General features: G+C 39.9%; 19 protein-coding genes. 17 read left to right on the top strand and 2 right to left on the bottom strand.

The features are described from left to right. The first annotated feature begins 29 nt into the window (after positions 1–29). The 16 genes from rfbG to PN447_RS07360 all read left to right on the top strand — a co-directional run bounded on the left by rfbG (position 30) and on the right by PN447_RS07360 (position 20,484). Entirely contained in the window at positions 30–1,136 is a 1,107-nt protein-coding gene (gene rfbG, locus PN447_RS07440) for a CDP-glucose 4,6-dehydratase (protein ID WP_271762068.1), read from the top strand. Positions 1,137–1,217: 81 nt separating this feature from the next. Continuing rightward, entirely contained in the window at positions 1,218–1,766 is a 549-nt protein-coding gene (rfbC, locus tag PN447_RS07435) for a dTDP-4-dehydrorhamnose 3,5-epimerase (RefSeq protein ID WP_271762067.1), read from the top strand. Between the two features lie 168 nt (positions 1,767–1,934). Further along, the gene (locus PN447_RS07430; protein ID WP_271762066.1) at positions 1,935–3,248 is read left to right on the top strand and encodes an NAD(P)H-dependent oxidoreductase; all 1,314 of its coding nucleotides are present in this window, start codon (positions 1,935–1,937) and stop codon (positions 3,246–3,248) included. Between the two features lie 276 nt (positions 3,249–3,524). Continuing rightward, on the top strand, positions 3,525–4,616 hold the full coding sequence (locus PN447_RS07425; RefSeq protein WP_271762065.1) for a glycosyltransferase: 1,092 nt from the start codon (positions 3,525–3,527) through the stop codon (positions 4,614–4,616). A gap of 236 nt (positions 4,617–4,852) precedes the next feature. Beyond that, entirely contained in the window at positions 4,853–7,096 is a 2,244-nt protein-coding gene (locus PN447_RS07420) for a GumC family protein (protein ID WP_271762064.1), read from the top strand. 982 nt (positions 7,097–8,078) lie between these two features. Beyond that, a complete protein-coding gene (gene hepC / locus PN447_RS07415) occupies positions 8,079–8,810 on the top strand; it encodes a heterocyst development glycosyltransferase HepC (protein ID WP_271762063.1) in 732 nt (243 codons plus the stop codon). A 158-nt stretch (positions 8,811–8,968) separates the two neighbouring features. Further along, complete coding sequence (gene hepA / locus PN447_RS07410) at positions 8,969–10,810, top strand: heterocyst formation ABC transporter subunit HepA (protein ID WP_271762062.1); 1,842 nt, start codon at positions 8,969–8,971, stop codon at positions 10,808–10,810. A gap of 80 nt (positions 10,811–10,890) precedes the next feature. Next, positions 10,891–11,730: a hypothetical protein gene (locus tag PN447_RS07405; RefSeq protein WP_271762061.1), complete on the top strand. Its 840-nt coding sequence runs from the start codon at positions 10,891–10,893 to the stop codon at positions 11,728–11,730. A gap of 50 nt (positions 11,731–11,780) precedes the next feature. Continuing rightward, a complete protein-coding gene (locus tag PN447_RS07400) occupies positions 11,781–12,944 on the top strand; it encodes a glycosyltransferase family 4 protein (RefSeq protein ID WP_271762060.1) in 1,164 nt (387 codons plus the stop codon). 179 nt (positions 12,945–13,123) lie between these two features. Next, positions 13,124–14,365: a GAF domain-containing protein gene (locus tag PN447_RS18620; protein ID WP_334311086.1), complete on the top strand. Its 1,242-nt coding sequence runs from the start codon at positions 13,124–13,126 to the stop codon at positions 14,363–14,365. 198 nt (positions 14,366–14,563) lie between these two features. Then, positions 14,564–15,649 carry a glycosyltransferase family 4 protein gene (locus PN447_RS07385; protein ID WP_271762058.1) on the top strand — a complete coding sequence of 362 codons (1,086 nt, stop codon included), beginning with the start codon at positions 14,564–14,566 and terminating at the stop codon, positions 15,647–15,649. A 24-nt stretch (positions 15,650–15,673) separates the two neighbouring features. Then, positions 15,674–16,657: a glycosyltransferase family 2 protein gene (locus PN447_RS07380; RefSeq protein ID WP_271762057.1), complete on the top strand. Its 984-nt coding sequence runs from the start codon at positions 15,674–15,676 to the stop codon at positions 16,655–16,657. 50 nt (positions 16,658–16,707) lie between these two features. Beyond that, positions 16,708–16,989: a hypothetical protein gene (locus PN447_RS07375; RefSeq protein WP_271762055.1), complete on the top strand. Its 282-nt coding sequence runs from the start codon at positions 16,708–16,710 to the stop codon at positions 16,987–16,989. Further along, entirely contained in the window at positions 16,986–18,194 is a 1,209-nt protein-coding gene (locus PN447_RS07370) for a glycosyltransferase family 4 protein (protein ID WP_271762053.1), read from the top strand. The genes PN447_RS07375 and PN447_RS07370 overlap by 4 nt, the downstream gene beginning before the upstream one ends. Next, positions 18,112–19,038, top strand: a complete 927-nt coding sequence (locus PN447_RS07365) for a glycosyltransferase (protein WP_271762051.1) — start codon at positions 18,112–18,114, stop codon at positions 19,036–19,038. Before PN447_RS07370 ends, PN447_RS07365 begins: the two co-directional genes overlap by 83 nt. A 12-nt stretch (positions 19,039–19,050) precedes the next feature. Further along, the gene (locus PN447_RS07360; RefSeq protein ID WP_271762050.1) at positions 19,051–20,484 is read left to right on the top strand and encodes an O-antigen ligase family protein; all 1,434 of its coding nucleotides are present in this window, start codon (positions 19,051–19,053) and stop codon (positions 20,482–20,484) included. 6 nt (positions 20,485–20,490) lie between these two features. On the opposite strand, the gene PN447_RS07355 is transcribed toward PN447_RS07360, so the two are convergent. After that, a complete protein-coding gene (locus PN447_RS07355; RefSeq protein ID WP_271762049.1) occupies positions 20,491–21,429 on the bottom strand; it encodes a methyltransferase domain-containing protein in 939 nt (312 codons plus the stop codon). 205 nt (positions 21,430–21,634) lie between these two features. Then, on the bottom strand, positions 21,635–21,979 hold the full coding sequence (locus PN447_RS07350) for a transposase (protein ID WP_271762145.1): 345 nt from the start codon (positions 21,977–21,979) through the stop codon (positions 21,635–21,637). Between the two features lie 95 nt (positions 21,980–22,074). Between PN447_RS07350 and PN447_RS07345 the strand changes: the two genes are divergently transcribed. Continuing rightward, complete coding sequence (locus PN447_RS07345) at positions 22,075–22,809, top strand: phosphoadenylyl-sulfate reductase (protein WP_271762048.1); 735 nt, start codon at positions 22,075–22,077, stop codon at positions 22,807–22,809.

The raw sequence follows: 22,809 nt of genomic DNA, 5'->3' as shown, positions 1-22,809 counted from the left end.
CGCAGTATTGTATGAGGAGAATTTATCCAATGGAATCAAATTTTTGGGCGGGAAAAAAAGTTTTTGTCACGGGACATACAGGCTTTAAAGGTAGTTGGTTGTCTCTGTGGTTACAAATGTTAGGGGCTCAGGTCTGTGGTTATGCTTTAACTCCGCCCACAACCTTGAATCTGTTTGAGTTAGCTAATGTTGCTGATGGAATGACATCGGTGGTAGGAGACATCAGAAATTTAGATTTTCTCCAGCAAGTTATGCAAACCTACCAGCCAGATATTGTCATCCATATGGCAGCTCAGGCTTTGGTGCGGGAATCTTACTACAACCCAGTAGACACCTATGCGGTGAATATTATGGGAACAGTCAATGTATTGGAAGCAGTCAGGAATGTGCCCAGTGTCAGAGCAGTAGTTTCAGTCACCTCTGATAAGTGTTATGAAAATCGGGAATGGGTTTGGGGTTACCGGGAAACAGATCCTATGGGGGGATATGACCCTTACAGCAGCAGTAAAGGATGTGCCGAATTAGTCACTACAGCTTATCGTCAATCGTTCTTTAATCCCGCTGATTACACCCAACATGGGGTAGCGATCGCCAGCGTGCGAGCCGGAAATGTCATTGGTGGAGGAGATTGGGCTAAGGATCGGCTAGTTCCCGATATTCTCAATGCTTGGCTTTCCGGGAAAGAAGTTGTCATTAGAAACCCCCAAGCAGTGCGCCCTTGGCAACACGTTCTGGAACCCCTTAACGGTTATTTAATGCTAGCTGAAAAACTATTTACTCACGGTTCAGTATATTGTGGGGGCTGGAATTTTGGACCAAATGAATCAGGAGTGAAAACTGTAGCTTGGGTAGTTAATCAGTTACAGCAGTTTTGGGGTGACGATGCTCATTGGATTCAGGATGGTGGAGTTCAACCCCATGAGGCTAATTTTTTAACCTTGGATTGTTCTAAAGCCCGGACTCAAATTAATTGGGAACCACAATTAGATTTACCAACAGCTTTAGCTTGGATTGTGGATTGGACTAAAGCCTGGCAACAAGATAATGATATGCAGCAAAAAAGCCAATCTCAGATTCAGCAGTTTATGCAACTTGCAGATTTTCAGCAACGAAAATTTTCTCTGTTGGGAGTTTAATATAGGGTAAATGTGAGCAATTAAACCACCAATTCCGAGATAGTGCTAACTTTTTCCCAAGGACTTATCAAGATAAATTCTATGAATTTTACCCCAACTGCACTCAAAGACGCATTCATTGTTGATGTTGAAAAAAAGCCGGATCATCGCGGATTTTTCGCCCGTGGTTTCTGCGCTCAGGAATTTATGGCACATGGTTTAAAACCTACCGTTGCCCAATGTAATATATCTTTTAACCATAAAAAAGGAACTGTCAGAGGAATGCATTATCAAGTTTCCCCAGCTGCGGAAACCAAATTAGTGCGTTGTACTCAAGGGGTAATCTATGACGTAATTATTGATATGCGTCCTGAATCGCCGACTTTCTTATCACATATAGGCGTGGAATTAAGCGCCGAAAATCACCGGGCTTTGTACGTACCAGAAATGTTTGCTCACGGTTATCAAACTCTCACAGATGAGGCTGAAGTTATCTATCAAGTGGGTGAGTTTTATACACCAGGTTATGAACGGGGGTTACGCTATAATGACCCATTTTTTAATATTGAATGGCCTTTAGAAGTTACTCACATTTCCGAGAAGGATTTAAATTGGACATTACTAGAAATGATTCCTGTTGGTAGTGCCTAGTTGTGCCATGCATTATAAGTGGTGAAGGAATGAACCATGAAGGATCCAAGGAACACAACCGAAGAATGATTAAGGGCATTAATTTCAAATGGTTTGACCTAGGAAGTTTCATGGGATAGATCACTGGACTACATAAATAGTTCTATTTAACACAGAGGAGTTGAACTAATGATTATTATTGATCGTGCCTTAGAAGCCCGCGGCGCAGCTGGAAATCCAGTGAAAGTGGGAATGATTGGTGCTGGTTTTATGGGTCGGGGGATTGCGAATCAAATTATTAATTCAGTTCCCGGAATGGAGTTGGTGGCGGTTTTTAGCCGTCAGGTTCATGCAGCCAAAAGAGCTTATACAGAAGCAGGACGAGAAAATATTGAAGTTGTTACCAGTGTAACTGAATTAGAAGCGGCGATCGCACAGCATAAATATGCAGTTACCGAAGATGCTGAATTACTCTGCCAAGCTGAGGGAATTGATGCCATCATCGAAGTTACTGGCGCAGTCGAATTTGGTGCTCACATTGTGATGGAAGCGATCGCCCATCGTAAACATGTGATTATGATGAACGCCGAACTTGACGCTACCATCGGCCCCATCCTGAAGGTTTACGCCGACAAAGCCGGAGTCATTCTCAGCGCCTGTGATGGTGATCAACCAGGGGTAGAGATGAATCTCTACCGATTTGTCAAAAGTATTGGTCTGACTCCGTTATTGTGCGGTAATATTAAAGGACTTCAAGACCCCTATCGCAATCCCACAACCCAAGAAGGATTTGCTAAACGTTGGGGTCAAAAAGCCCACATGGTGACCAGCTTTGCCGATGGAACCAAAATATCCTTCGAGCAAGCCATCGTTGCCAACGCCACAGGAATGAAAGTAGCCCAACGCGGAATGCTAGGTTACAACTTCAGCGGTCATGTAGATCAAATGACCAAAATGTACGATGTTGAACAACTAAAAGAACTTGGTGGTATTGTTGATTATGTAGTTGGCGCTCAACCCAGCCCTGGCGTGTTTGTATTTGCTACTCACGAAGACCCCAAACAACGGCACTATCTAGATTTGTACAAATTAGGTGAGGGTCCTTTATATAGCTTCTACACTCCCTATCACCTCTGCCATTTTGAAGTTCCATTGTCTGTAGCGCGTGCTGTCCTGTTCCAGGATACTGTCTTATCTCCCCTGGCCGGCCCAGTGGTTGATGTGATCACCACTGCCAAAATTAACCTCAAAGCTGGCGAAACCTTAGATGGTATCGGCTACTATATGACCTACGGCCAATGTGAGAATTCTGCCATTGTTCAAGAGCAGAAATTGCTACCCATCGGTTTAGCCGAAGGATGTCGCCTCAAACGAGACATTTGCCAGGATCAAGTCCTCACCTATGATGATGTAGACTTACCTCAAGGTAGACTTTGCGACCAACTGCGCGCCGAACAAAACGCTCATTTTGCATCAGAAAAAGTTCTCGCAATGGTTGGGTAACAACAGTACCTTGTGTATCAGTGCAGTGAAGAAAATCCCTCAAAAGCTCAGAGGATGTTTGAGGGAATCTTCCATAAACACATAAACTCAGTTTGTAGTGAGGACTGTAGTCCAAGCAACATTGATCATGAGGGCAGACCTTTTCACCTTGTCTAGATTTGTATGTAGAGGTGAAAGATATAAGAATGGGTATTGATAATTCTCAACACTCAAGTTATTAAGAGCAACTAGCTAGAAACTTTTACAACACACTTAAGAATAAATTTAGACACAACTATGAAAATTGCTCTAGTTCATGATTACTTAACCCAGCGCGGCGGGGCAGAGCGTGTATTTGAGTTACTTTGTAAGCGCTATCCCGAAGCGGATGTTTTTACCTCTTTGTACAATCCGCAAAAAACTATTGATATGGGTGAGCGTATAGTCCAAACTACTTTTTTGCAAAAAATTCCCGGCGCAGTCAAGTATTTTAGACTGATGGCTCCTTTGTATTTTCCCGCCTTTCGCGCCTTGGATTTACAAGATTATGATTTGATTATTAGTAGCAGTACGAGCTTTGCCAAAGCAGTACGCAAACGTCCAGATGCAAAACATATTTGTTTTTGTCATAATGTTACCCGTTTCCTGTGGGATACGGAAACTTATTTAAGGGAATATGGGGACTACCGATATTTTGCGCCATTAATTGAGCAAATTTTTCAACTAATGAGAAATCTGGACTTGAAATATGCTCAGGAACCTGATCTTTACATTGCTAACTCTAGTATAGTTGCCCGTCGTATTGAAAAAATTTATAACAAACCAGCAATTGCCATTAACTATCCCATTGATACAAATAATTTCCTGTTTTCAGATACAAAAGATGAATATTATTTGGCGTCGGCGAGGATGATCAGCTATAAGCGGCTAGATATAATCATCGAAGCATTTAATTGGCTAGGTTGGCAATTATTAATTTCAGGCGATGGACCTGAACAAGAACGTCTAAAAGCCAAAGCTTTAGATAATATTAAATTTTTAGGACACGTCAGTGATTCTCAACGGAAAGAATTATTTTCTAAGGCCAAGTCTGTAATAGTTGCGGCTTTAGAAGATTATGGATTAGTTCCAGTTGAGGCAAATGCTAGTGGGACACCAGTGATTGCCTACGGGGCAGGTGGAGTTTTAGATACACAGATACACGGCAAAACAGGGGTATTGTTTAAGAGACAAACACCCGAGTCCATACAATCTGCATTACTAGAGTCCGGACGAATCATTTGGGATTATGAAAGTATTCGTAAGCATGCAGTGAATAATTTTTCGGAACCAGTATTTTTTAAAAAGGTTGAGCAGCTTATTGAACAAACTTGCAGTGTGAATTTATAATTTCTGATCCATTGTATACAGATGATCAAACAGCAACAAAAACTGAGACATCTAGAAATTAAAAGGGAGTTATATTTTCTAAATTAAAGATTAGGTAAAGCTTATGTTACCACCATAAAATATCTTGTCATAGTTAGCCTGAAAGCTTAGAATCAGGGAGAATTTAAAATTAGTATCACTATATCCTTAAGGGGATTTAAGCTACGTATAGCGTATCGCAGTTCAGGATAATAAACATGAATCAACCTAGTCTAAGTCCCGGTATAAATCACATTAGTAACTCTGGTATAGAACCAAGTTACGGACAGCTATTTAAGATATTAATTCGGAGGTTTCCTTGGTTTTTAGCAGTATTTCTGACTTCAATTGCCATGGCGACTGTAGTAACTTCAAGGACAAAACCTACCTATAAAAGCTCCATGCAGCTGCTTGTAGAACCTAATTATCAAGGTAGGCGAGAAGATGCCGGAATAGACAGTCAATTTATCGAGCCTGACATTAAGATAGATACAGCAACCCAGCTGAATCTCATGCAAAGTTCAGGACTGATTCAACAAGCAGTTGAAAAACTTAAATCTGACTATCCTCATATCAATGTCAACGAAATTAAAGAATCTTTAGTTCTTCATCAAATCAGAAATAAAGAAGATGATTCAGCTACAAAAATTTTCCAAGTAGAGTATAGTGCCAACGATCCCGAACAGACACAAAAAGTTCTGGCGGCAATTAGGCAAGTTTATGTGGAATATAATAAACAGCAACAGGATGCGCGGTTACAAAAAGGTTTACAAGTTATTCGGGAACAGTTAAATAAAGCCAGCGAGGAAGTGAACGCCTCGGAGACTAATCTACAAAGATTCCGCAGAAACCAAAATTTAATCGATCCTGAGTCACAAGCTAAAACCCTAGAAGACTCTTTAAATGCTATTCAACAAGAGCGTCGTACTACCCGTTCTCAGTATCAAGAGGCCATAGCACGCCAAAAAACTTTGCAAGAACAACTCAGGCGTTCTCCACAAAATGCTCTGGTTGCTTCTCGTCTGAGTCAGTCTACCCGTTACCAAGGCTTACTCAACGAAATTCAAAAAACCGAACTAGCACTAGCTCAAGAGCGGTTGCGCTTTACCGATGCAACTCCCGGTGTACAAAAGCTTCAAGAACAACTTGAAAGCCAGAAGCAATTATTGCAACAAGAGGTTAGCAGAACTTTAGGCGTACAGTCTAATGGTGTATTTTCCTCCCAAGTACCTCTTTTAGAACAAGGACAATTTGGCGAAATTGACCTGAATCTGGCTACTCAGCTAGTGGAGACCCAAACAACTATAGTTGCTTTAAGCGCCCGCGATCAAACCTTGGCGGAAAAAGAAAATGAATTGCGTTTTGAAATCAAACGCTTTCCGCCTTTGTTGGCTTATTACAATCGGATTATGCCACAGCTACAATTTAGCCGTGAAAGGTTAGAGGAGCTATTGCGAGCAGAACAGAAATTGCGCCAAGAACTTGCCAAAGGGGGCTTTAACTGGGAAGTTGTGGAAGAACCGCAGTTAGGTATTTATATGGGGCCCCATCTCCAGCAGAATCTGTTGTTGGGTGCAGTGGTTGGCTTGATGTTGGGAGGTATGACTACTTTTATTCGAGAAGCATCTGATGATGCTGTTCATACCACTGCTGAACTGGAAAAACAGGTTTCCTTACCTTTGTTGGGAACTACTCCCAAACTACCAACTACCAAAAGCAGAGAATCAATTATTAAGTTACCTTTTGGGAAACCAGAAGTTCTTGCCCCCTGGACTATTCAGGTGTTGCAATCGGCACCGCGCTGGGAATCGCTGGATTTAATTTTGAAAAATATTGAACTTTTAAATTCCGTTCCCAACTTGAAGTCTCTGATGGTTACCTCGCCTTTACCAGATGAGAGTAAGTCAGCTTTGGCGTTGGGTTTAGCTATGAGTGCGGCTCGTTTACACAAACGGGTACTACTGATTGATGCTAATTTAAGAGATCCTAGTCTCCACGAACAGCTGAATCTTCCCAATGAGCAAGGACTATCTACCCTCTTGGCTAGTCATGCGGCTATTCCCAACCGTAATGGTATTCCTACTTTAGATTCCGCTTACATTGATATTTTAACAGCCGGGCCTATACCTATTGACCCCGCAAATCTTCTGAGTTCACCACGCATGAAAGAATTAATAGGGGAATTTGAGGAAAATTATGATTTGGTTCTCATAGATGCTCCGCCAGTTCTCGGTTTGGTGGATGCCATGCTGACAGCTTCATCTTGTCGTAGTGTGGTACTGGCAGCAAGTATGAGTAAAGTAACTCGCAGCCAAATAGCCCAAGCTACAAGCATGTTGAGTAAGTTAAACCTCATCGGGGTTGTGGCTAGTGGAGTCTCAAACTCTGACAGTACCTATGTACAGTATCCCCAGCCGTCTAATTCGTCTCAATTGGCGCTACAACAAGCGTTGGAAAAATAGGTGAGCAACAGAGGAAGCGTTTACTTGTATCAGTGTGCTTTACCAATTGAAAGGTTTTATATTATGTGCGATCGCTCTGGTCAACTGCGCTAAGAGGATGTTTGGTCTGGGAAGTGACAAAAGTCCTCCGGGCATCCAAGAAACAGCGCTTGGGCGATCGCACATATCTTTTTTTTAGATACAGCAGGTTGTAGATAGATGAGGCACAAATGTGAATAGTAACATTATTCTGGGCTAGGCATCCTGACCACTAAGACTGTAACTCACCTCAATAAAGATGTCTGTAATTGTCTCAACTCCAGTAGCTGCCATTGCTGGATTTTCTCAATAGACATATCCAGAATTTAAATATGCCTATCCTATAACCATTATAGAGATATTCTATGGAAAGTCTCTACATTCTTTTTCCCAGATGACTAATATGAGATTTCCAGGATACTACTATTACTTCAAAAGAAGTATATTTATAGTAGCTTTATAATTAACAAGAAAAAGCACTGGCTATTTAAAGACTAAATAAAGAATTTACTTCAGCATATAGTCAGGTCTCAAAGGTCTTATATCCTAGACATTAAAGCCCCAACGCAACAACTAAAAGTCAAGGTTAAACTGGTTTTGTGAGATTGAGAAAAAAATAGGTAGTCGCAACTAATAGTAGATATGAATTTATGGCGCACTTAAGGGATGAAGGAATTTTATTGAAGCACTTTTCGATTATCCATGTTGAGCAGATAATCCCCTTAATTTCCCTTTTGTGCAGTATGTTTACTGCTACTTATTTCCTAAGTATCCTTCTGGTTTGTACATTTTTTAACCAGCATAATCGCCCAAAATCTAGAGTCATCTGGAGTGCAACTTAAAAAGCATATTTCGGCACACAATTACCTATTTTTGGAGCAAAACAAAATTCCGTTTGAGTCTTTGGCATTCATAGCCTTCAATATTAACTCAGCGATTCACTATTGTATAGATCCAAAGACATATGACAATTTCATTAATTCCTCCTGCTCTCGCAAATTCCTCTCATCCAGCCGAGCAACACCGCAATCATCGCTTTTCATACTGTACACTCCAATGGCGGCGTGGTCAGTTGTTAGTCAAATCGCCCGGAAAAACTAAACAGCTTTATCTACCTTCTTTACATGATGAGCAATTATTAATAAATTGCTTAAAACATTCTCCAGTAAATTTGGTCAGTATAGATCCCAGTGTTGGTAAGGATTATCTAAAACTGTGGGTTGAAGCCTGTCAGGAAGCTGGAAAGCCCATATTTCTAAGATTACCCTCTAGCAATAAACAAGTTAGCCGTTGGCAACAACTCATTGACTGGATTACCGCTTTGTTTTTGCTACTACTCATGAGTCCAGTTATGCTGGTATTGTTTTTCATTTTACAGATTGGGTCACCAGGGGCAGTTTTGACCAGTGAGTGGCAGGTGGGAAAACGAGGTAAAATCTTTCGTGCCCTCAAGTTTTGTACAACCGCAAATGAGAATCTTATAGATGTAGGGCGTTGGATACGTAAATATGATCTGGACTATTTGCCCCAGTTGTGGAATGTGCTGCGCGGTGAAACGACTTTGATGAGATCTCGTAATTGTACTTTAGAAAGTGCCCTAACTGTGGCGGGACAAGAGCAGATGAATCAATTATCACAGATGACGGATTCATGGCAACAATCTAGTCTCTTGCATTTGGATAACCCAACACTGTGATTTTCTGCTAAATGCATTCAGTCCATAAGGTGCGTTATGGCGCTTTGTCTGACGCACCCTCAAGCAAGATAAGCAATTTTTTGTCTTACTCAAATTAAAGGGTTGTTGAGCATCTCTATGACTGTTCCAATTGATCACATTATGTTTGTAAGAGAATCATGTATATTCAAGCTGCTCAAGTCTTAGGTGATCGCTTTAAAACCAGTAAATTTTGGCAGAAAAACTATTTAATATTGAGAGAATTTAAAAAATTCCGCAAAGTTGCTATTCTCGCTCTACTATTTTCAGCACTAGCTGCAACTTTTGAAGGTTTTAGTATTGGCTTTCTCTTGTCATTTTTGCAAAATTTAACTACCCCTGATGCCGAACCAATTCAAACTGGAATCTCCTGGTTTGACACTTGGATTTTAGCAGCTCATTCATCGGCAATTAATAGGCTATATCGTATTTCTTTACTAATTTTACTGAGTACATGGATACGTGCTAGTTTCAATTACCTCGCACAAGTATACATAGAAATATCTCAATTACGTCTAGCAGACTGCTTGCGTAAACAAATTTTTGAGCAGTTACAAGGATTATCCTTAAGTTATTTTAACAATACACGTTCTGGAGAAATAATTAATAGTATCACTACGGAAATTGAAAGAATAAAACAGTGGTTTAGTGGATCAGCATTTTTGATAACTAGAGGGATAACCATTGCTGTATATTTTCTCTCCATGTGTTTATTATCTTGGCATCTGACAATTATTTCTTTTCTATTATTCACCTTAATAGGGGTTGGATTATCAACACTAAATGCCCGTGCCAGGGAAACTAGTTTTAGTACATCGGTTGCTAATGGAAAATTTACTTCTATAGCTATTGAATTTATTAACGCAATTCGTACTGTTCAGGCATTTTCAACTCAAGAATTTGAGCGCCATCGTTTTTATGATGCTAGCAATCAAGTAGTTAGCACCTCTACCAAAGTTGTATTAACCTGGGCGCTGGTTAGACCACTAGCTGAAGCTATAGCTAGTACGATTCTTATTGGGATGATTGTGTTTGCTTTTACTGCTTTTGTTGCCAATGGAACCCTAGAGGTCGCTTCTTTGCTCACATTTTTCTTTGTTCTCTTTCGGGTTGTGCCAATTGTCCAAGATATTAATGGCACTAGAGCCCATCTTAGCACAATTGCAGGAGCAGCGGATAATATTAAGGAGCTAATTAGAACTGACAATAAAACCTATTTACAGAATGGTTATCTCCCATTTAATGGGCTAGAATATTCAATTGATATAGTGTCAGTGGATTTTGGCTATGATGCAAATACATCAGTGCTAAATAATATTACCCTGAGTATTGAAAAGGGTAAAACTACGGCGTTAGTCGGTGGTACTGGTGCTGGTAAAAGTACATTGATTGATTTAATTCCCCGATTTTATGACCCAACTGCCGGAAATATCATGATTGATGGAGTGGATATCCGCAAATTTGATATTAAGTCTTTACGGAGGAAAATCGCTGTTGTCAGTCAGGATACATTTATTTTCAATAGTTCTGTGGCGAATAATATTGCCTACGGTACACAAGGAGCAAATGAGGCTCAAATTCGCAAAGTTGCTCAACTAGCCAATGCACTAGAATTTATTGAAGAAATGCCCGAAGGCTTTAATACCCAATTGGGGGATCGGGGTGTGCGATTATCTGGAGGACAACGCCAGCGAATTGCCATCGCCCGGGCTTTGCTGCGAGACCCAGAAATTTTGATTTTGGACGAAGCCACTAGCGCTCTTGATTCCATGACTGAACGCTTGATTCAAGAATCTCTAGAAAAGCTATCTGTAGGTAAAACAGTTATTGCGATCGCTCACCGTCTCTCAACTATCGCCCAAGCTGATAAAGTCGTGGTATTAGAACAAGGGCGGATTGTCGAGCAAGGTAATTACCAGGAATTATTAGAACTTAAAGGCAAGTTATGGCAATATCACAAGACCCAATATCAAATGGGTTAACATCGATAAAATTATCATGATTTATGGCTAGTAAATTGCAGAATGAATTGATAAATACTTGATTTCTAGGAAATATAACAATGGTAAATGTTGGCTATCATTCCGCTCGCTTACAAGGAAAAATTAAGCGTAATTTATATAAATCCAAGATAGCTAAAACGGTTAGACGTGACATCAAAATAACTCAACAAGTTCCGTTGACTGTATATGCATTATCTTGTGAACGCGACTTACCCGAACAAGTCGCAAGTATTCGCTCATTTATCACTCATGTTGGTATCCCTCATAGATTTACCGTGATTTCTGATGGTAGCTATACTGATTTGAGTTGTCAGTTACTGCGCCGGATTCATCCCTGTGTTGAAGTCATACCCATCAAGGAATTTATTAAACCAGATTTACCGCAATGTGTATGTGATTATGCCCAAATCCATCCTATGGGTAAAAAATTATCAGCATTGATGTCAATTCCCATTCATGGTGCCACTATCTATACAGACTCAGATATTTTATTCTTCCCAGGGGGAAGTGATTTAGTAGAGTTGGCTAATTCAGATAGTCCAGTCTGCCATTATTTACCAGATTGTGCCAATTCACTAGATGGGAGAATCCTTTATGAAGAAACAGAAAAAATAAATCCTATCAATGCGGGATTTATTTTATTTAAGCATGAATTAGATTGGAGTTTGTCCATCAAACGTTTGGCAAATTTATCGGGACTACCAAGCTATTTTACAGAACAAACCATTGTCCATTTAACAATTCATAATCATGATAGCGTTCCTCTATGCTCAGAAAAGTATGTCATGAATGTCATGGATCAATTTATATATCATGATAAATTTTCTAGTAGCAAAATTGCTTTACGGCATTACGTAAGTGATATCAGACATAAGTTTTGGATGAATATCGAAAAGTAAATTTTTCCGCCTGATAGACCGTAAATAAAACTATAAGTAATAGCTGTAATATGAGTCATACATTGGTTAAGAAAAAACAGATTTATCACTGCTCACGTGTTGATATCAACGGGGGTGGTGGTTTGGAAACTTATCTAGCTTCTCTGGTCAATTCTCAGATGAGTGGGGTGAGCGATCGCACAATTTATTCTTTAAAGAATTTTGATCAGCAACAAGCCCAATTACTGCACATCCACGACCCGGAAATGTTGCTGGATTTGCACGAAGAATGTCCAGCCATATTGACTTTACATAATCATTCTATTTACTGTGTCAGTGGCACAAAATATTTATCTAATTCTAATAAAGTTTGTGATCGAATTATCAATCCTATGGGATGCACTTGGGGTAATTTAGTAGATGGTTGTGGAACTCGTAGACCCCATAAAATTGTCTATAACTGGTTTTATACTTACCATAGTTTACAAAGACTAAAGCAGCTAAAAATTCCTGTAATTGCTAATAGTGACTATGTGCGTCAACAAATTATTAATTGTGGTTTAGCGCCTGAAAGATTGGTAACACTGCGCTGTAGTGTCAAACCTCCCCAACTTCCTACCGCACCACTAACTCCAGAAATTCATCAACATCAGCGTTTATTGTTTGCTGGGCGGATTGTACCTGATAAAGGCGTGGAATGGCTAATTAAAGCTTTAGCACATACCCACCCAGGTATTCATCTTGATATTGCTGGGGATGGTTGGAGTAAGCCCAGTATGCAAAGATTAGCAGGTAAAATGGGGTTAAGCGATCGCATTACTTGGCATGGTTGGTGTGACACAGAAAAATTAGAATCACTTTATCAACAGTGTTTTGGTGTGGTTTTTCCCAGTCTTTGGCCGGAACCTGCTGGTTTGGTCACTCTAGAAGCTTATAGTCACTATCGCCCAATTATTGCTAGTGCAGTTGGGGGTATTCCTGAACATGTGAAAGATGGAAAAACTGGAATTTTAGTTTCACCTAATAATATTAAACAGTTAGCTGCTGCTATCAATGAATTAGCAATTAATTATTCCCAAAGCCGACTGATGGGTGAGATGGGTAATGCTTGGTATCAAGAAGAATTTACTATGGATATTCATGTACAAAAGTTAGCAAAAATTTATTCCCATACGATTGCTGCTTTTTCAACTAGAAATACCAATAATAATTCTTTTGATTTTTCCCATATTTAATCCTGTTTATATGAATCGTTTCCTGAATAGTGAAATAGCGAAATTTTCCAGGTAAATGAGTTGCAGGTATTAATTGTAAAACTATTTTAGTATGGGCATGACACCCACACTGGGTTACCTCACTCACATCAAAATTGCTGTGATTTTTAGTTTTCTTTAGATTTTTAATAATTGGCGCCATGCTTAATCGTGAATATGTATCTAATTGGCAACATATCCAAGAGTATTTATTAACAAACTTATTTGGATATATACCGACCAATTTTGTAGGAGGTAGATTAAGAAAACTATTCTACCGCGGGATTTTTCGTAACCTCGGCAAATCAGTTTATATTGATAGTTATGTTCGGATTCTCAATGCTTCTTGTATTGAGATTGGTAATAAAGTACAACTTTTACGCAATGTCAATTTAGATGCAAGATGGCACTCAAATAATAGGATATATTTAGGAGATTTAGTCAGCCTTGAACAGGGGGTTGATATTAGGGCATTAAATAACACTTCTGTTGAAATTCATGAAGGTACTTTTATAGGACCTTATGTCTGTATTACAGGTTCTGGCAATATTAAAATTGGTAAAAACTGTTTAATTGCAGCACAAACAGGGTTGTTTGCCAATAATCATATTTTTTCCGATCCTACTGAAAATATTAACTCTCAAGGCGTTACTCGTGAAGGAATTGTAATTGAAGATGATTGTTGGTTAGGCTCAGGAGTAAAAGTATTAGATGGGGTAACAATTGGAGAAGGTAGCATTATTGGTGCTGGTGCTGTTGTGACTAAGGACATCCCTCCTTTCTCAGTTGCTGTAGGCGTACCTGCAAAAGTTGTCCGCAGTCGGAAAGAATATATCTGCGAAGACGGTAGCCGTCTCCCTATTCTCCTGAGTACATCACTTGCTAGAGTAGAAAAGGCTGCTAAACTCAGCTATCAAGATTTACAAAATAGCGATAGGACTGTCAAATATGATTTACTTTTTAACAATGTGTTGCAAGTCCTACTTACTTCTATCTGTCAAATCATGAATGCCGATAGTGTTACAGTTCTTTTACCAGCAGAAAAAGAACAGCAATTATTTGTCTGTGCCTCTATTGGGTTAGAAGAAGAGATTAGAGAAGGCATTCAGATTCCATTTGGTTGTGGCTTTGCAGGTAAAATAGCAACTAGTGCCAAGCGTGTAATTGTAGATGATCTATCAACAATAGAAGTTTTCAGTCCCATTTTGCGTAATAAGGGGATCCGCTCAATAATTGGTGTACCGTTACAACTTAAAGAGCAAGTATGCGGTGTGTTGCACGTTGGTAATTTTTGTTACCACCAATTTAGCAACGATAACATTCAACAATTACAGCTTATTGCTGATCATATTGGATTAGCAATTGAACCATTATTACAAAGTACCAAACTCAAGTTCAATTAGTAATGTAATTTGATACCAAGTTTTTATCAAAGCCGGTATCTGTCATGCATGGTGTTCGGAACGCCCTGAAGGCTTCGCGTACACTCTCGTTGAGAATCAATATCATTAATTACCAGGTACTACTACAGACATCCTCTTAGTATGAATTGTTAAATTCAATCAAAACCTTTTGAACTAAAAACTGATTATAGATTTTTTATGAAAAAGCTTATTGTTTACATTGCCGAAGTTATTTTAAGCGAAGAGTCTGGCATGGGTCGAGTTGCTTGGCATTGGAAAAATGAATTTGAAAGCCGAGGCTACGAATTTCTGCATATCGGTCCATCTGAAACAGGCCGATTTGCTCATAAAGCATTCTTCCCTTATGCAGCTCGGCGCTTCTATAAAAAACTGGCTAGAGAAGCGTCTGTCTTTATAGTTCATGAACCCGCTTCTGGATTCTTCCTATCATTTAATATTCCTGTTGTAGTAGTTAGCCATGGGCTAGAGCGAAGAGCTTGGGAATTGGAGTTGGAAGACAAATATGGAAGCTCTCAAAAATTAAAATTGCGGACAAAGTTACTTTTTCCCTTATGGCGGTTGCATTATTGTGATTTAGGTTTAAGAAAAGGAAATCTTTTACTTCTTCTAAATCAAGAAGATTGTGAATTTACTAAGCAATATTATCACAGAAATTCCCAAGATATATTTTTATACAAGAATGGGATTTATCCCTATCATGTCAATGAAACACCACAGATTAACAATCCATTGACTATTCTTTTTATGGGTTCTTGGATTGAGCGCAAAGGAATTAAAACCTTGGTTGATGCTGCTCAAATTTTGCATAAACAAGGCTTAACTTTTCATTGGTTGCTTGCAGGTACAGGTCTTGACCATGAGGCTGTTTTAGCTGCCTGGCCAAAGAATTTTCATCCTTATTTGGAAATAATTCCTAAATTTTTGGCCTCTGATGAGCTGAGTCTGTTTATGCGTTCTCAAATCTTTGTTCTGCCTAGCTTTTTTGAAGGGCAACCTTTAGTGCTACTACAGGCAATGGCATCTGGACGCTGCTGTATCACTACAAATTGCTGTGGTCAAAAAGATTTGATTCGTCATGGGGATAATGGGTTACTTTATGAAGGAGGTAATGCAGGGGAGTTAGCTTATCTAATACAACAGTGTGCTAATGATAGCCAGTTGAGAACGACTCTTGGTAAAAATGCAAAAACTACAGTCGAAAATCGGTCATGGAAAGAAGTATCTGCTGAAGTAGTAACCCGTGTAGAAGCTCTAATCAAATAGAAAATTTGTGGAAATTTACTTACTATGATTAAATTACTTACTATCGCAATACCCACATTTAATCGTGCTACATTGCTTGATAAACAGCTAGCATGGCTGCATCAAGAAATCAAAGGTTGTGAATCTGAGTGCGAAATTTTAATTTCTGATAATTGCTCAACTGATAATACTCAAGATATTATCAAAAAATGGCAACCAATTTTTACTTTAAGTACCTTTAAACCCCATAGGAATATAGAAAATATCGGATTAATGGGAAATGTTATTCATTGTCTAAAATCAAGTACCACCAAATATGTATGGACAATTAGCGATGATGATAAATTTGAACAGCAAGTACTTACTTACGTTATTAGTAAACTTAAAAAATATGAAGATTTATCATTATTGTTCCTTAACTTTTCTGGTCGTAATAAAATTACTGGAGAGGCTGTTCATCCACCTACAATTATTGGCAACCGTTGGTTTGATGTCGAGACTGAAGATGCTTGTACTAATGGCAAGGCGATATTTGAATATTGTTTTTCCAAAAGTATTGGTGCAGTTAGTCTTTTAAGTGCTACAGTATATCGTAGTGAATTAGCACAAAAATCTCTACAACTTTGGCAAGATGCTGCAAGTAATTGGTTATCTTTAGCTTACATAGCCGGGTTTTGTGCAGCTAATGGCAGCGTAATTGTTACTAAAGATATTTATTTAGAATGCACTGTTGGTGTCAGCTATTGGCAGAAAGATCCAACATCCGCACTGTTATCCCAGTTTAAGCATATCCCAGAAATGATTTTAAAATTAGAAGAAAGTGGATACTCGAAAGAATTTTGTAGGAGTATGATTTTACATAAAGCTAGAGAAGTTAACTTAAAAGTTTTATTAGGTGCTTTGAGAAGATGGCCTGTTTTGACTAGCGGTATATTTATTTATTTTTTCAATTTAATTACCTTATCTACTTTTTATTTGATAACTTCTGAAATAAAAAGATGGGAAGTTAAATTGAGACATAATTATTAAAACATATTTGCTAAGAAAACAGGTGAATTAATTAAGGTGGTAAAAAGCTTGTGGGTCAGAATATTTTTGCAGAAAAGCGGAATCAACAGACTGAATTAGCAGGTTTTGATCTTTGGCAAGCAATAAAACAGCAAAAAATAAATTTGGGTACCATCGCAGCCCTCACACTCAGTTATAGTCTGAATATATTAGCAAACCCAGGATTAATTAGGAATACCCAAGTTAAATTAAACATTTTCTTGTCACATCCGCCGGGGTATTACATCTTGGCGGTTACTTGCTTCCAACTCAGCAATTACTGGGGCAAAATTAACAATGGAGGTAATAAATGAAAATTTGTATCGTTACCCATAGCCTACAAAAATGTGATGGTCAGGGTAGAGTTAATTATGAAGTAGCCCAAGAAGCAATTCGTCGCGGTTATCAATTAACATTATTAGCTAGTCAAGTAGACTTAGAATTACAGGAAAGTCACCTAGTTAAGTGGGTTGATATTCCTGTAAAAGGCTATCCTACAGAATTTATCCGTAACATTATTTTTGCAAATAAAAGCACAATATGGTTAAAAAAACATCGCCAAGAAGTTGACATAGTAAAAGTCAATGGCGCAATTACTAATCCCCCAGGAGATGTGAACGCAGTACATTTTGTCCATAATTCTTGGTTGAAATTTACCTCTAATAGAACTCAAAAAAAACCAGGAAATTTCCTATATAACTCTTACCAGTGGCTATACACAACTTTAAATGCACATTGGGAAAAACCAGCTTTTCTCAAAGCCCAAGTTGTAGTAGCAGTTTCTCAGCAAGTTGCTCAGGATTTAAAAGCCATAGGTGTACGGTCAGAGTCTATCAAAGTAATTTTAAACGGCGTTGATTTACAAGAGTTTTCCCCAGGAGTCAGCGATCGCCAAAAATGGCAACTACCTGAAAATGTACCCTTAGCATTGTTTGCGGGTGATATCAGACTGACCCGCAAGAACTTAGATACAGTCTTACAAGCCTTAGTCCAAGTTCCTGAGTTACATCTAGCAGTAGCAGGAAATACTGAAGGAAGCCCCTATCTTCAGTTAGCAGAATCATTAGGACTTCGTCAGCGGGTACATTTTTTGGGACAAAGGTCTGATGTACCAGAACTAATGAAAGCTGTAGATTTCTTGATTTTCCCCTCACGTTATGAACCATTTGGGTTAGTGGTTATTGAAGCCATGGCTTCTGGGTTACCTGTAATTACCGCCAGTTCCACTGGTGCTGCTGCTTTAGTAACACCAGAATCGGGAATAGTGTTGTCAAACTCAGACGATGTAAAAGCTTTAACACAAGCATTACAGTTACTCAGTAGAGATCGCTCATTGTGCCAAAAAATGGGTAAAGCCGCGCGTTTAGTTGCAGAACAACACAGTTGGAGCAGTATGGCAAAAACCTATTTAGATTTATTTGAGGAGTTAATGAATCATGAGGAATACGGTTCTCATCCCCACCTATCGCCGTCCTCTAGATCTATCACGTTGCCTTTTGGCGCTGCAAGTACAAACTAAACCAGTTGATCAAGTAGTTGTGGTGGTTAGGGATACGGACGCCCAAACTTGGCAATTCCTCGGCGGATTTTACGCCGAAAGGTTACCATTGCATATTGTACCTGTGACGGAGCCGGGAGTAGTAGCTGCACTCAACGCCGGTTTGAACGTGGTAATAGGAGATATTGTTTCTATTACTGATGATGACGCAGCACCTCATTCTGACTGGTTGGAAAGAATCAACGCTCACTTTATCACTGATCCTGCTATTGGCGGTGTCGGGGGTCGGGATTGGGTACACTACGGTGACAAAATTGAAGACGGTCAACAGCCCATAGTTGGTAAGTTGCAGTGGTTCGGGCGGGTAATTGGTAACCACCATTTAGGAGTAGGATCACCCCGGGAAGTTGATGTTCTCAAAGGGGTGAATATGAGTTTTCGTACCCAAGCAATTGGGCAATTAAAATTCGATCAACGAATGCGTGGTACTGGAGCCCAGGTACACTTTGAAATGGCCTTTACTCTGACTTTAAAGCGGGCTGGTTGGAAGATGATTTATGATCCCCTGGTGGCGGTAGATCACTATCCAGCCCAACGTTTTGATGAAGACCAACGCCACAAGTTTAATGAAATGGCTTTGATTAACCTAGTTCATAATGAAACTTTAGTCTTACTAGAACATCTGCCGCGATCGCGTCATTTTGTGTTTTGGCTGTGGGCATTATTAGTAGGGACAAGAGATAGTTTAGGTTTAATCCAATGGCTGCGACTTTTACCTAGTCAAGGTAAAATTGCCGGACAAAAGTTATTACTGTCCTGGCGGGGACGTTGGTTAGCACATCGACAATTCGTAATTGGTCATTAGTTATTGGCGGTAATGATTTCCAAACAGATACATTTCAATAGTTTTTCAGAATCACACTTTTTTCCCCAAGAGCGATCGCTAGAGGGTTGGCTAGCTATTTCCGGCTTTTTGCTACTGAGTGTAGTTTCCTATTTTGCCGGTGCGGCTGCTTTATTGCGCTTAGTTTACCCGGTGACCGCTTTAGCAGTAGCCATATTTTTATACTTACGTCATCCCATTCTCTATATCGGTTTTACTTGGTGGATATGGTTTCTTACACCCTTAGCCGCCCGTTTAGTTGACTATCGAATTGGCTGGGACCCCACCCGTCAGATGCTCATAGCACCTTACTTAGTTGTATTTGTGACTATAGCGACTTTTTTACGGCACTCTCCCCGGGCTTCCACTCAGGGAGCTATGCCGTTTGTTTTGGCTTTTATCGCGGTCTTCTATGGTCTTTTAATCGGTTTGGTTCATAATTCACCCCTACCTGTAGTCAGGGGTCTTTTAGATTGGCTAAGTCCCATTCTCTTTGCCTTTCACTTGTTTATCAACTGGCGAGACTATCCCAGCTACCGCCAGAATATTCAACGTATATTCATCTGGGCTGTATTGCTATTAGGTATTTATGCTATCTATCAATTTGTAGTCGCACCGGAATGGGATAGATACTGGCTGATAGAATCGAAAATGTATACAAGTTCAGGAAGTCCTGAACCTTTCGGTATGAGGGTATGGAGCACTTTACACTCACCTGGACCGTTTGCTTCTCTGATGCAAACAGGACTACTGTTAGTATTTACCAGTTCGGGAAGCTTAATTTTACCAGCATCAGCCGTTGGTTATTTGTCATTTTTACTGACACAAGTACGTAGTAGTTGGTTGGGTTGGTTGTTGGGAATCGTGATGATTTTTGGTTCCGCCAAGGCGCATCTTCAAATGCGCTTAATGGCCATGATTTTAATCATCATCATGTGTGTTATACCCTTGACTAATATTGAACCGATTTCTGATGTGGTGACAAATCGGTTAGAAACTTTTTCTCAGTTAGAAAAAGATACTAGCTTTAATGAGAGATCAGAAAGCTATGAGAGAAATTTAAACTTAGCTCTTTCTAATGTTTTAGGTAACGGATTAGGAAATATCTGGACCGTGAATGAAAAGACTGGTGAATTGGAAGTCTTTGTCCTTGACAGTGGTATTCTAGATATGTTTTTTACCCTGGGGTGGGTGGGTGCAATACCTTATCTGGCAGGGTTTATGTTGATAATTTTCAGCGTATTTCAGTATACTCAAGCAAATTTTGATACTTTTGTCAGTACCGCCAGGGCGATTAGTATTACTTTTTGTGTGCAGCTAGTTGGCTATAGTACTATGATCGGTCTTTCTGGTATGATTATGTGGGGATTTTTGGCTATGGCTATGGCAGCCCATAAGTACTATCAGCATCAAAATACTCAGTTTTGAGTAAGATTATTTCCGGACAGCGCGGAACATTCCAAAGCGGCACAGACCTGTACCAAATGCCAGTCGCATCAGTAGCAGTGTAGGAACTTCTCGCACAGATTTAATCAAACCAGATACGCCAAAACGGACTAATCCCTGCGGACGGGCTACTCCTTGCCAAATAGAATCTAACCAAGAAGGAAGTGTCGGTTGTGTCCAGTCTGCTGTCTTCACCTGTGCTTCAACTAATCCCGTCTCTGATAACAGTTCACTAAAACCTTCAATGCTGGCAAAAGCAGGATGAGACCACTGATCTAGTAATTGTTTCATTACGGGTTTTTCCCAAAAATTCAGAGGTTTTTGGCGTTCGTCCCTTTGATTCCAGTCAGCCACAACCAGCACTCCACCCGGCTTGAGCACCCGCATTAATTCTTTGGCAAAAACGGCTTTATCTGGCATATGCGGACCGGCTTCAATAGACCAAACTACATCAAAACTGGCATCAGAGAAGGAAAGCGCCATGGCATCATCCACCTGAAATTTCACATCCAGTCCATTGGCCGTTAACTCCTGGGCACGTTGGACTTGTTGAGGACTGATGGTAATCCCTGTTACCGCAAATCCATAATCTTTTGCTAGAATGCGACTACTACCCCCGATGCCACAGCCAACATCTAAAACAGTTGTACCGGCGGGTAATTTGTCTAAACCAGCCCAATGCACCATTTCATGCACAAAGTCAGACTTAGCAACCAGAAAATCTTTTCTTTGTGGTGGTGAGCCATAATGACCTAAGTGGATGTGTTCGCCCCAGTAAAATTCTAAAATCCCATCTTCTGTCCATTGGTCGTAAGAATTGGCTACGGAGTTAGATGATTGGTAACGACGAGGGGTGAGTAAATATAATAAAATCCCTATCGCTAATAGTGCGGTGAGTAGTCCCAGGGCAAAAAACAACCAACTCATGGAAATCAGTCCTTAATATTTCTTTACAATTCTATCCTATTTTTGGCATGGCTTCAGCGAAGGTAACTATGGCAATATCCAATCTTGATGTAGCTTTGATAGCCTATTTAAAACTCGACTATTCTCCAGGTTGAATGTTGACACTCCCCACGGCTTCTAGCCGTGGGATTCTTGATTCACAGGGACTCCAATGAATTTACCCGCGCTAACGCGCCGATCCGCTAACCCCAAGCATCTTGACCGTGTGCCCCACGGCTGCAAGTCCACGTATAGCGACTACCTGAGCGGATGCAACATCTCTATCTGTTGTATACCCGCAATTTGAACAAACATGAGTACGCTCTGACAGTTCTTTCTTACCTGTCTCAACTCCACAATTAGGGCATATTTGGCTTGTTTTACGTGAGTCTACCTTTTGAAAATAGACATCGCGCTTTAAACAGGTTTGTTGAAGGATATTAAAAAACTGACCAAATCCAGCATCCAAGCAATGTTTACCCAGCATTGAACGGGACAAACCAACTAAATTTAAATCTTCCACAAACACCATCCCAGCGTTGTCACAGATTTGATGAGACAACTTTCTGTGCCAATCTTGACGACAATTGGTAAAATTCAGTTTGCCGAAGCAAAGAACACAAAAATATGGTAGCTACCCCAACTAATTTAGATATTCCTGCCTTAGAAGCAGAATATAGTCAAAGCACACCCAGGGAAATTCTTAAATTTGCCTTAGAAACTTTTAACAATATCTCCATTTCTTTTAGTGGTGCTGAGGATGTTGTCCTCATCGATATAGCATCAAAAGTTACTAAAAATTTCCGTGTTTTTACTCTCGATACCGGACGATTGCACCCCGAAACATACCAGTTATTGAATCAGGTCAGAGAACATTATGGTATTAAATTAGAAGTCCAATTTCCTGATGCGGGGGAAGTGCAAGCTTTAGTAGAAGAGAAGGGATTGTTTAGTTTCTATCAAGATGGTCATAAAGAATGCTGCGGGGTTCGCAAGGTCAGACCCCTACGCCGGAAACTCAATACTCTGGATGCTTGGATTACAGGTCAACGCAAAGACCAAAGCCCTAGTACCCGCAACCATATCCCGCTGATTGAAGTTGATACTGCTTTTTCGAATCCAGACCATCAGTTAATTAAGTTTAACCCCTTAGCCAACTGGTCTTCTGCACAGGTGTGGGAATATATCCGTGCTTTAGATGTACCTTACAATAAGTTGCATGAACGCGGTTTTGTCAGCATTGGCTGTGAACCCTGCACTAGACCTGTTTTACCTAACCAGCATGAACGTGAAGGGCGTTGGTGGTGGGAAGAATCCACTGCTAAGGAATGCGGTTTGCATCTTGGTAATTTGCAAAAGTAG

This window comes from Anabaena sp. CS-542/02 (assembly GCF_028331085.1).
Lineage (GTDB): Bacteria > Cyanobacteriota > Cyanobacteriia > Cyanobacteriales > Nostocaceae > Anabaenopsis > Anabaenopsis arnoldii.
The sequence above is the reverse complement of the archived record's forward strand: the minus strand, read 5'-3'. Positions and strand labels throughout refer to the sequence as shown.